The following is an 11,823-nucleotide window of genomic DNA, read 5'->3' as shown; positions in this document are numbered from 1 at the left end:
AAAACCTTGCAGCGGCAAGGGCCTATGTTAGGCGCATAAACATCAAATTTGAGGCAAATATGCGCAAAGTCAGGCTCGCGATTATTGGCAACGGCATGGTGGGTCATCGCTTTATAGAAGATCTTCTGGATAAAGCTGCGCCGAACACCTTTGAAATCACCGTTTTCTGTGAAGAACCTCGCGTGGCCTACGACCGCGTACATCTTTCCTCCTATTTTCTGCATCATAAGGCCGAAGAACTGTCATTAGTGAGTGAAAGTTTTTACGCCGACAATCAGGTGAATGTGCTAATTGGCGAACGGGCCATTGCGCTCGACAGGGTGAATAAAGTCATCCACGCCGACGGCGGACGCCGCGTTACCTACGACAAACTGATTATTGCTACCGGCTCCTATCCCTGGATCCCGCCGATTAAAGGCGCAGATGGCGCGGACTGCTTTGTTTATCGCACCCTTGAAGACCTGCATGCCATTGAAGCCTGTGCCAAAGTCAGCAAGCGCGGCGCGGTGGTCGGCGGTGGACTGTTGGGACTCGAAGCCGCTGGGGCATTAAAAAACCTCGGCGTTGAGACCCACGTGGTGGAGTTTGCACCGGGATTGATGTGCGAACAGCTCGACGTAATGGGCGGCAATCAGCTGCGACAGAAAATTGAAAGCATGGGCGTGCGGGTACACACCGGTAAAAACACCCAGGAAATTATTGACGGAGGAGAGACGGCGCGCAAAACCATGCAGTTTGCCGACGGCAGTTGCCTTGACGTTGACTTTATCGTCTTTTCGACCGGTATTCGCCCGCAGGATGCGCTGGCTCGGCAGTCGGATTTACTGCTCGCGCCGCGCGGCGGTATTGCGATAAACGACCAATGCCAGACCAGCGATGCGGATATCTACGCCATCGGTGAATGTGCCGCCTGGAACCAGCGTGCGTTCGGCCTGGTCGCGCCGGGGTATAAAATGGCGCAGGTTGCCGTCGACCATCTTCTTGGCCGCGACAACGCATTTACCGGTGCAGACATGAGCGCCAAGCTGAAGTTAATGGGCGTTGACGTCGCGGGTATTGGCGATGCCCAGGGCCGCACACCCGGTGCTCTCAGTTATGTTTATCTCGACGAAAGCGCTTCGCTGTATAAACGGCTGATCGTAAGTGGAGATAATAAAACTCTGCTCGGTGCGGTGCTGGTCGGCGACACGGGTGACTACGGCAATCTGCTGCAATTGATGCTTAATAAGATCCCACTCCCCGAACACCCTGAAAGCCTGATCCTGCCCGCCCAAGGCGGTAGCGCGGGCACAACCCTAGGCACCGATGCCCTGCCGGCAAGCGCGCAAATCTGCTCGTGTTTTGACGTCACCAAGGGCGATATTGTTTCCGCCGTACAGGCAGGTTGCCACACGGTAGCCTCAATCAAGTCAGAAACACGCGCAGGCACGGGCTGCGGTGGCTGCATTCCGCTGGTCACCCAAGTCCTCAATGCCGAGTTAGCAAAACAGGGCGTAGAGGTTAATCACCACCTCTGCGAACACTTTTCCTACTCGCGTCAGGAACTTTACCATCTGATTCAGGTAGATAAAATCCAGAGTTTTGAACAGCTGCTGCAAAAATACGGTCAAGGCTACGGCTGTGAAGTCTGTAAACCCACCGTTGGATCGCTGCTGGCCTCATGCTGGAGCGACTACGTGCTTAGCCCGCAGAATGCGCCACTGCAAGACACCAACGACCTCTTCCTCGCCAATATGCAAAAAGACGGCACCTACTCGGTCATCCCCCGCTCACCGGGCGGCGAAATTACTCCACAGGGTCTGCGGGCAATTGGCGACATCGCCGAGCAGTTTAGTCTGTACACTAAAATTACCGGTTCGCAGAGGATTGGCATGTTTGGGGCACAAAAAGACGATCTTCCTGCTATTTGGCGACGGTTAATTGCCGCCGGATTTGAGACCGGACAGGCCTATGCCAAAGCGCTGCGCATGGCGAAAACCTGCGTGGGCAGCACATGGTGTCGCTTCGGCGTTGGCGACAGTCTAGGGTTTGGCATTTCGCTTGAGAATCGCTACAAAGGCATTCGTACGCCGCACAAAATGAAATTCGGCGTTTCCGGCTGTACCCGTGAATGCTCGGAGGCGCAGGGAAAAGACGTGGGCATTATTGCCACCGAAAAGGGCTGGAACCTCTACGTTTGTGGCAACGGCGGCATGAAACCACGCCATGCCGACCTGCTTGCCGCCGATTTGGATAACGACACGCTGCTGCGCTATCTCGACCGCTTTATGATGTTCTATATCCGCACTGCCGACAAACTCCAGCGCACCTCAGTGTGGCTCGAAAACCTAGAAGGCGGCATTGATTATCTGCGGGGCGTCATTATTGACGATAATCTGGGACTCAGTGGCATGTTGGAAGCCGACCTTTCCCAGCTGCGCGGACTCAGCCGCTGCGAATGGCAGCAAACGCTGGAAGACCCGTCGGCGCAAACGCGATTCCGTCATTTTATCAATAGCAATCAGCGAGATCCGCTGGTGCAGTTTGTGGCCGAACGCGCACAGCATCGCCCAGCGAGTCCGCAGGAACGCATTCCGGTGACGCAGCTTGCCGCCGAGGAGAAAACCGTATGAAATCATGGGTAACACTTTGCTCTATAGATGATATTACGCCAGGCTGCGGCATATGCGCACAGGTTGGCCAACACCAGATAGCGCTGTTCCGACCGCACAGCCAGCAGGGGGTATATGCGCTGAGCAATATTGACCCCTTTGCGCAGGCCAGCGTGCTGTCGCGCGGTATTATCGGCGAACATCAGGGGGAGCTGTGGGTCGCCAGTCCGTTGAAAAAACAACATTTTCGGCTTATTGATGGCCAATGCATGGAAGACGAAACGCGCAGCATTGTCCGCTATTCCGTCAGAGTTGAAGACGGGAACGTGCAGATCGACAGTCGCTGTTTGTCCCTCTTGCCGCGATGAGACTAGACGATAAACACACAGCCGTGGTTAAGGGTTTATCGGTTTTTTTACCGTTGAAGTGAGTAAATCATGGATTATTTGCCGTTATCTTGTCCGCCCAAAGACCGTGACAGCCTGCAAGCCGAGGGGGAAGTGGCGCTCGTGGGCGCAGGTCCGGGCGATGCCGGTTTGTTAACGCTCAAGGCCCTGCAGCAGATACAGCTCGCCGATGTGGTGGTCTATGACCGGCTAGTGTCCGATGAGGTATTAAACCTCGTTCGGCATGACGCAGAGCGAATTTTTGTCGGTAAGGCGTCGGGCAATCACTGCGTTCCACAGCAGCAGATCAATCAAATTTTGGTTGAACAGGCGCAGCGCGGTAAACGCGTGGTGCGTCTCAAAGGCGGCGACCCGTTCATCTTTGGCCGCGGTGGCGAAGAGCTTGAAGCACTGGCGGTTGCAGGTATCCGTTTTTCCGTGGTGCCCGGCATTACGGCGGCATCAGGCTGCTCGGCCTACAGCGGCATCCCCCTCACCCATCGCGACCATGCACAGAGTGTCAGGCTGATAACCGGCCACGCCAAACAGGACGGCGTTCTTGACTGGCCTTGTCTGGCGCAGGAAAAACAAACGCTGGTGTTTTATATGGGACTCTCGCAGGCAGGAGAAATTCAGCACCAGCTTACCCAACACGGTTTAGCGGTGAACACGCCGGTGGCATTGATTGAAAATGGCACCACTGCATCCCAGCGCGTTTTCACCGGGGAGCTGTGGCAGCTCAGCGCATTAGCTACGCAGGTTATCAGCCCGAGCCTGATTATCATCGGTAGCGTGGTGCAATTGAGAAGTAAACTTAATTGGTTTCCAGACAACGGATAGCGGTGAACGCGGTAAACTCTTTATAACGTTATGCGCACAACCCCTTAATAAAAGTTATTAGCTAGTGTTTAAATAGCTATCTTTACATTTAAGTGGAATTAAAATGCATAAAAATTAACCTGCACGAAATATGATCCTTTCTACAAATCCTTTTTGGAACATAAGTTCATCTAACCATTTATTTCTCCTAAAAAAAGCATAAAACACTACCCAAAGTGTAATTTTACACACATCGAACTAATATTTGAAATGCGTCAATCCGGACGTAATTTATGCGGAGGATTGCATTATGCGCTCTGAAAATAATATGAGTCAGATGAGTAAAATTGCTACGGCTGTTCTTTTCTCACTCGCGCTTGCCGCATGTAGTGGAGGAGGAGGCGGCTCACATACCACCGCAAAAACCGGGACTTCCGGTTCTGCGACAACCGGGACTGATGGCTCGGGAACAGCATCAACCGGCTCCGGCACCACCTCGAGCGGTGACGGCACAACCACGACCGGTGGCACCGGCACAACGGCTGGCAATGGCGGTACTGGAACAGGAACGGGTACCGGTTCCGGTAGCGGTGGAACCGGGACGGGAACGGGTGGAACCGGCACAGGCACCTCAACCACGCTGGTTACCGGCAGTATTCTAGGCAGTACCGGCGGTGCGGTCAGCGGGGTGGGTAATCAGGTCAGCAGTATCGCCACCCAAACGCCTATCAGCAATATCCCGATTGCCGGTCAAGGCGTGGCTACCGTGCTCAACAGCACTGGTGTCGCCGTTTCAAATATTGGCAGCGGCGTAACAAACGGCGTCGGGCAATTCGGTTCAAATCCTAATGCCATTGGTGTCACCGCCGCCGGTGTTCCCACTGCCGTGGCTAGCCTCGGCACCGGCGTCTCCGGGCTTGGAACTTCACTTGCCAGCAACGGCGCAACAACGCCTCTTGCCGGTGTCACCACACCCACCGGTGGACTGGTCAACAAAGTCGGCACCGTCGTCACCGCGACCGGTACGGGATTGGCCAATAACTTAACCACCGGCTCCACCTCGCAAATTACTACCGGCGCAACCGGCATTGTGACGCCAGTTCTTTCATCCGTTCAAACCACTACCCAAACTGTCGGTTCGGCAACAGGGTTAGGCGCCCCGGTCAGCTCACTGTTGGGGAACGTAGGTAACACCGTGGCCGCGACAGGTACGCAGGTATCAACTAACGCACCAGCGATAGCGGGCGTGGGGTCAACCGTCACCAACGTCGGTAATGCGGTGACACAGACCGGCGGTGTGGTCTCTTCAAGCAATAGCGCCAACGGGGGGCTATTAGGCAAAGTGGTTACCACCGTCACTACGCTGCCCAATACGCTAGCCACCTTAAACACTCAAAAATAAATCTTAATCAACGGGATAGGCACGATCTGCCCTGCGCAGCGCGTGCCTTGGTTAATAAACCTGTCGTTGTCATGTTGTTGCAGCTTATACCTATGCGATAAAGGAATTTCCATGAGAATAAAAACCTGCATAGTTGTTTTAATGGGATCGGCTATCGGCTACACCTCGGCCGAAATGTTCCCTACTCTCATCGACCCCAACAACCCGGCTAAACTCGCCACACCCGTTTCAGAACCCAGCATGCCCAAACCGTCGCCAAAAATCAGCCTTTCTACACCCAAACTCTCGCCTGCATTTACGCCAAGCACCTTGGTGGAAGTGAAACATCTGCAGTTTATTGGCGGCACGCGCTATTCCTTAGGAGAGTTAACGCAGCCTTTTCTAAAATTCGTCGGTAAGAAAGTGGCCCTGAGCGAACTGCTGGCTGCCGCCGACAGCCTGACTCAGCGCTATCATCACGACGGCTACGTGCTGTCTTATGCCTATCTGCCTTCAGACAACTTTCAGGACGGCGTTCTCAAGGTGGGATTGGTTGAAGGCTACGTGTCGAGCACTCAGGTTCACAGTGATAACACGCAGGTGGGTATTTGGCTCAGTAAACTGTCGCAAAAAATCATGACAGAGAAGCCGTTAACCGGGGACACTTTTGAGCGCTATAGCCTGCTGATGGCGCGCACGCCCGACACCAAAGTGACCGCCAGTGCCAAGAATCCTGACAATATTTACGGCGCCACCGTGATGGATGTTGAGGCCAAAAGGACGCGTAACTGGAATGTCATTACCTCGGTGGATTCGCGCAAAGGCGAAACCGACGGCGTGATTAATGCCACGCTGAGTGGCCTAAGCCAATACGGTGAGCAGCTGGGCGTAGCTACCTTGCTGCCCCTAAGTGGGTCAACCGAGAAAAAATACGCCGGTCTGAACTATCAACAGTACTTGGGGGATGACGGTTTATTGATGCAGCTGAAGGGCAGCTATTTTCAACAAAATGATAAAGACTTCAATACGCTGCAAACCTTACCCAATAATATTAACGTCGATTATAAGGCTAAACAGACCCAATATAACGGCGGTTTTACCCTGAGCTACCCCTTGGAGTTAACGCGTAAAACGCAGTGGACCTTGAGCGGCGGCGCGGACTATCTGTACAAAAAATACAACTACGACTTAAAAGCCGCGGCAAACGGGCAGGACATCCCTCTTGAGGGTATCAATCAATACGTCCGCTACCCGGCCGTGGAGCTGTCGCTGAACGGTTACCGTGAATACAGTCAGTTTTACTGGAATGCGCGGTTCAATGTCCGCCAAGGGATCGACAGCCTTGGGGCGAGCCGCACCACGCCAAACACCGATTTGACCTTTACTCGCTGGCGCTTCAACGGTGAAAGCGCCTACCTGTTCGACAAAAAATGGCGCCTGAGCACGTCGTGGGAGGGTGACTGGTCGGACAATAATCTGCCGGAACCTGAGCGCGCCAGCTTCGGTGCCATGCACTATGGCCGAGGCTATCAGGACGGCGAGGCGACGGGTGATTACGGATTTGGCGGGCAGGTCGAGATGCGTTATATCCATGATCTTGAACAAGGAGTGTGGCTCAAAACCTTACAGCCCTATGTTGTGATGGACACCGCGCACACTGGCTTTAACCAGCCGGGGATACGCAAACAAAACTTGGCGTCTTATGCGCTAGGGATAACCTTGGCAGATAATAAACACTATTCAATTTCCGTTGAGGCCGCTCGCCCCATCGCCGATGTGCCACTCGACAGCAACAACCGCGCCTGGCGTTTTAATGCCACCTTCACTTACAACTTCAACAATGACAGCTAATGAAAAATCACGACTCAGGGCAGTGGCATAAATAAAAACGTGCCTTGCTGATAGCGAATGCCAAAATGCTCCTCAAAGGCGGCCCAACCGGTCGCCGTCACTTTCAACGATCGCGTGTCGGGTAGACGAACCAGCCATTTCCAGGCTAAAAACGCCGTCAGTAGGCGCGCTCCCAGAGAACCGGCAAGATGATACTGCCGTTCAGTCCAGTCGAGACATTCGCGCAGGATATCGGCCTGATCTGCGGTCGCAGGGCTGATTTCAATGCCTCGTTGCTCTAGCCACTCATAACCCACATCAGTCAGGATATAGCTCCCATCCGCTTGTGCAAGCAGTCCACGATTTAGCATTCCCTGAGTCATAGCAACGCCAATCTGACCCGCCAGATGATCGTAACAACAGCGGGCAAACCGCAGATCTTTGGCGGAGCGATTGGGCGTAGTCAGCCATTGTGATCCAACCGGACCGACCGACGCCAAACTTTCAAGAAGATGTGAAACATGCGGTCCGGCAAGCTGGTAATAGCGATGGCGACCCACTGCCTCAACGGTCACTAAGCCGCCCTCGCGCAGTTTGCCAAGGTGAAAACTCGCCGTTTGCGCCGTAATGCCTGCCGCGTCGGCCAATGCGCTGGAGGAAAGAGACTCACCGCCGGACAGGGCTATCAACATCACTGAACGAACCGGCTCAGCAATCAGATGAGCAACAACGGAGATGCGGAATTGGTTCATTGTGTCCATCTTTCAGTGGGATAAGTTACGATAATAGGAAATACAACACTTCGACACGCCTCGAACCATTATTCGGCGGCGGCGGGCTATAGTCAATCCATCTCACACTATGGACCTCAACCTTCGCCAATGGACAATGCCATCACCGCCCAAAAAGGGTTAGTTGCCGCCACCTGCCTCAGTTACGTTATCGTGATACTCGACACCTCAATCGTTAACGTTGCCCTCGCCCCTTTAGCCTCTACTCTGCAAACCACGGTGTCGGGTCTACAGTGGGTAGTGAACGCCTATACCTTAACCTTTGCCAGCCTGCTGCTCGGTGGCGGGTCGCTGGGCGATAAATTTGGCGCAAAAAATATCTACCTCATCGGCTTAGTGCTTTTTGCCCTCGCCTCGGCAGGATGCGGACTGTCCTCCACCCTTCCCGCTCTTATTTTCGGCAGAATATTGCAGGGTGTGGGCGCGTCACTGCTGGTGCCTTCCTCGTTGGCGTTGATTAACAATGCGTTTTCTAACACGCATGCCCGAGCCAAAGCCATCGGGGTCTGGGCGGGTTGTGGGGGTATTGCCATGGCGGCGGGTCCACTGTTGGGTGGCGTGTTGATCCACTTTTTTGGCTGGCGCAGTGTTTTTCTGCTCAATGTGCCGATTGCTTTGCTTGGCGCACTGCTGGCGGTGCGCATCCCCGCACCCGCTTCCCCCACTCACCGAAAACCGATAGATTTGAGCGGGCAGCTGCTCGCGATTATCTCGCTGGCGACGTCGATTGCCGTCCTGATTGAAGTGGCACCACGCGGCTGGCACGACAGTCTCATACAGCTGGGTATGGCCGTGGCGTTAGTCGCCTGCGGACTTTTCGTCAGGGTCGAGCGTCGCTGCAAACAGCCGATGCTGCCGATGAGCTTGTTTCGCCTAGCCGAGTTTTCCGCCTCGTCGCTGGTATCGCTCATTTCGGGGTTGGTTTTCTATGGGCTCTTTTTCCTGTTGAGTCTTTATTTTCAGCAGGTTCGTGGATGGACACCGCTGGATACCGGACTCGCCTTTCTCCCTCTCACCCTGCTGGTGACATTAGGCAGTTTTAGCGCAGGGAAAATTAACCGACTCATCGGCCCGCTTTGGCTGATTGCCGGATGCTGCGGTTTATATGCCGCCGGCTTTGCAGGACTGCTGTTCATGGGGGAAAACGCACCTTACTGGCGTATTGCGCTGTGTTTTCCGGCATTGGGACTGGCAGCAGGAGTGATAACGCCGGTCGCTACGGCCTCACTGATGGGCAGTATCGAAAAAGACAGGGCAGGCATTGCAGCAGGCGTGCTCAACGCCAGCCGGCAAACAGGGTCAGCGCTGGGGGTCGCCATTTTTGGTAGCTTAATGATGTCGATTCAATCCTTTACCACCGGCCTGCACCTTGCCCTCTGCGCCGCCATCGCCCTGTCGATGCTGGCAGGCGTCTTGTGGACCGCGATATTATTACCCTGCTCCAGCCATAAAAAAACCACGCCCTAAAGACGTGGTTTAATGTAGCAATTCCACAATGAAATCCGAAGTGATGGACTTTGCAGCAAGGCGGCAAGCTTGGACATCCGATGAGCTGACACAGGTCAGTGATTCGAGTAACCAAGCACAGCCAACGCAGCCGCGTATCCAATAACGAAGGATTTACGGTGCAGGGACGAAACCGATGGCTTCATACACCTTCTTCAACGTTACCTGAGCACGCGAACGCGCCTTTTCAGCCCCTTCACGCATTACCTGCTGCAAGAAGGCTTCATCGGCGCGGTACTGGTGGAAACGCTCCTGCAGACCGGTCAGCATCTCGGAAACAGCGTCTGCCACAGCACCTTTCAAGTGACCATACATCTGACCTTCAAACTCCGCTTCCAGCTCGGCAATGCTCTTGCCGTTCACTCCAGAGAGAATGTCCAGCAAATTGGAAACACCCGGCTTGGCAGCCTGATCGTAACGAATGACCGGCGGCTCTTCCGAGTCCGTCATGGCGCGTTTGATTTTTTTGGTCACAGACTTGGTGTCTTCAAGCAGGCCAATCACGTTGTTGCGGTTGTCGTCTGACTTGGACATCTTCTTGGTCGGGTCCTGCAATGACATCACGCGGGCACCAGACTTCGGAATAAACGGCTCGGGAACAGCAAAGGTGTCGCCGTAAAGCGCGTTAAAACGACCCGCGATATCGCGACTCAGCTCCAGATGCTGCTTCTGGTCTTCACCCACCGGCACCTGATTGGTCTGATAGAGCAGAATGTCGGCCGCCATCAGCACCGGATAGTCAAACAGACCGGCGTTGATGTTTTCAGCGTAGCGCGCTGACTTGTCTTTAAACTGCGTCATGCGGCTGAGCTCACCGAAATAGGTGTAGCAGTTCAGCGCCCAACCCAGCTGGGAGTGCTCAGCCACGTGCGACTGAACAAAAATAGTGCTCTTATTGGGATCAATACCGCAGGCGAGATACAGCGCCAAGGTATCGAGCGTGGCTTTGCGTAATTGAGTAGGATCTTGACGTGCAGTAATTGCGTGCAGGTCAACGATGCAGTAAATGCAGTCAAAGTCATCTTGCATTTTAACCCATTGACGCAGAGCACCCATGTAGTTACCAATGCTCAATTCACCAGAAGGTTGTGCGCCACTAAAGACGATGGGTTTACTCATTTTTTAAGCTTCCTGATCCTTTAAAGAGGGTAGCCCGAAGGTGGGCAGAAGGTCGGCAAAGCGTTCAAGAACTCGGTCGGGTTTACTCAACCCGATGGCTTCACCGTAATTATAACCGTAGGTCATGCCGACACACTGACAACCCGCAGCCTGCGCCGCTTGAATGTCATTGCGTGAATCGCCCACAAACACCAGCTCACTGGCACGCAGGCCCAAATTGGCCAACATCAGGTACAGCGGAGCGGGATGGGGTTTTTTCTGCACCACGTCGTCACCGCCTAGCACCTGGGAAAATAGACCGTCAAGACCCAACGACACCAGCAGCGGCGCAACAAAAGGCGTTGGCTTGTTGGTTATCAGACCCAGCGGAATACCTGCTGCGGCGAGCGCGTGCAGCGTTTCTTTAACCTGCGGATAGAGTGTGCTGCCAGCGGCGGCCGTCTCGGCATAGTAATGGTCAAATTTGTCTCGTACGCTCAGGCAGAATGCGGGACTGAGATCACCTTCGGCCCAGCGCACAGCGCGCTCGACCATGACGTCGGCACCGTTACCAATCCAAGTACTCACTCGCTCTACGCCCGCTTTCGGCAGTCCAACGTCTTCCAGTGCGCGGTCTACCGCCTCGGCCAGGCCCGGCGCGCTGTCTACCAGCGTACCGTCGAGGTCAAAAGCCACGCCCAGCGGAGAAAGTGTCTCACTCATGGGAAACCTTAGCGAGCTCACTGCGCATGCTGTCGATCACCGCGCGGTAGTCAGGCTGGCTAAAGATAGCCGAACCAGCAACAAACATGTCGGCACCGGCGGCGGCAATTTCACCGATATTGTCGATTTTTACACCGCCGTCGATTTCGAGGCGAATGTCGTAGCCGCTTTCGTCAATGCGCTGGCGTACCTGACGCAGTTTATCGAGCGTGGCGGGAATAAAGGTTTGTCCGCCAAAGCCCGGGTTAATCGACATCAGCAGAATCACGTCGAGCTTGTCCATCACATAATCGAGATAGCTCAGCGGGGTGGTTGGCGTAAACACCAGCCCTGCCTTGCAGCCGTGCGATTTGATGAGTTGCAAAGTACGGTCAACATGCAGCGTGGCTTCAGGATGGAAAGTAATGTAGGTCGCACCGGCTTCGGCAAACTGTGGGATCAGACTGTCAACCGGCATCACCATCAGGTGAACGTCAATCGGTTTATTAATCCCTTTTTCTTGCAGATACTTATGCAAAGACTGGCAGACGTTTGGACCGATAGTCAGATTCGGTACATAGTGATTATCCATAACATCGAAATGCACCACGTCGCCGCCTGCTTCCAATGCCTTGACGGTGTCTTCACCCAAGCGGGCAAAGTCAGCCGCAAGAATGGATGGAGCAATCAAAAAATTTTTCATCCGCATCTCCTACGCT

General features: G+C 54.2%; 9 protein-coding genes and 1 pseudogene. 6 read left to right on the top strand and 4 right to left on the bottom strand.

All coding sequences use genetic code 11. The features are described 5' to 3' along the window. The first annotated feature begins 59 nt into the window (after positions 1 to 59). The 5 genes and pseudogenes from nirB (at position 60) to BS639_RS07275 (ending at position 7,028) form a co-directional block, all read left to right on the top strand. Positions 60 to 2,612: a nitrite reductase large subunit NirB gene (nirB, locus tag BS639_RS07295; protein WP_084982695.1), complete on the top strand. Its 2,553-nt coding sequence runs from the start codon at positions 60 to 62 to the stop codon at positions 2,610 to 2,612. Then, positions 2,609 to 2,959 carry a nitrite reductase small subunit NirD gene (nirD, locus tag BS639_RS07290; RefSeq protein WP_084982694.1) on the top strand — a complete coding sequence of 117 codons (351 nt, stop codon included), beginning with the start codon at positions 2,609 to 2,611 and terminating at the stop codon, positions 2,957 to 2,959. The genes nirB and nirD overlap by 4 nt, the downstream gene beginning before the upstream one ends. Before the next feature lie 114 nt (positions 2,960 to 3,073). Further along, positions 3,074 to 3,817, top strand: a pseudogene (gene cobA, locus BS639_RS07285) (uroporphyrinogen-III C-methyltransferase); the annotation flags it as partial. A 289-nt stretch (positions 3,818 to 4,106) separates the two neighbouring features. Next, a complete protein-coding gene (locus BS639_RS07280) occupies positions 4,107 to 5,198 on the top strand; it encodes a collagen-like triple helix repeat-containing protein (protein WP_233427633.1) in 1,092 nt (363 codons plus the stop codon). Between the two features lie 111 nt (positions 5,199 to 5,309). After that, the gene (locus BS639_RS07275; protein ID WP_055776141.1) at positions 5,310 to 7,028 is read left to right on the top strand and encodes a ShlB/FhaC/HecB family hemolysin secretion/activation protein; all 1,719 of its coding nucleotides are present in this window, start codon (positions 5,310 to 5,312) and stop codon (positions 7,026 to 7,028) included. A 14-nt stretch (positions 7,029 to 7,042) separates the two neighbouring features. Here the strand turns inward: BS639_RS07275 and BS639_RS07270 are convergent, their stop codons facing one another. Then, positions 7,043 to 7,759: an ArsR/SmtB family transcription factor gene (locus BS639_RS07270; protein WP_084982693.1), complete on the bottom strand. Its 717-nt coding sequence runs from the start codon at positions 7,757 to 7,759 to the stop codon at positions 7,043 to 7,045. A gap of 129 nt (positions 7,760 to 7,888) precedes the next feature. Here BS639_RS07270 and BS639_RS07265 point away from each other — a divergent pair, with 129 nt between their 5' ends. Then, a complete protein-coding gene (locus tag BS639_RS07265) occupies positions 7,889 to 9,265 on the top strand; it encodes an MFS transporter (protein ID WP_084982692.1) in 1,377 nt (458 codons plus the stop codon). A gap of 153 nt (positions 9,266 to 9,418) precedes the next feature. Here the strand turns inward: BS639_RS07265 and trpS are convergent, their stop codons facing one another. The 3 genes from trpS to rpe are packed head-to-tail and all read right to left on the bottom strand — an operon-like array spanning position 9,419 to position 11,807. Next, positions 9,419 to 10,423 carry a tryptophan--tRNA ligase gene (trpS, locus tag BS639_RS07260; RefSeq protein ID WP_055776135.1) on the bottom strand — a complete coding sequence of 335 codons (1,005 nt, stop codon included), beginning with the start codon at positions 10,421 to 10,423 and terminating at the stop codon, positions 9,419 to 9,421. Between the two features lie 3 nt (positions 10,424 to 10,426). After that, complete coding sequence (locus tag BS639_RS07255; protein WP_055776132.1) at positions 10,427 to 11,125, bottom strand: phosphoglycolate phosphatase; 699 nt, start codon at positions 11,123 to 11,125, stop codon at positions 10,427 to 10,429. Then, entirely contained in the window at positions 11,118 to 11,807 is a 690-nt protein-coding gene (gene rpe / locus BS639_RS07250; protein ID WP_084982691.1) for a ribulose-phosphate 3-epimerase, read from the bottom strand. Before rpe ends, BS639_RS07255 begins: the two co-directional genes overlap by 8 nt. Between the last annotated feature and the right edge of the window lie 16 nt (positions 11,808 to 11,823).

This window comes from Rouxiella silvae, from assembly GCF_002093625.1.
Classification (GTDB): Bacteria; Pseudomonadota; Gammaproteobacteria; order Enterobacterales; family Enterobacteriaceae; genus Rouxiella; species Rouxiella silvae.
The sequence above is the reverse complement of the archived record's forward strand: the minus strand, read 5'-3'. Positions and strand labels throughout refer to the sequence as shown.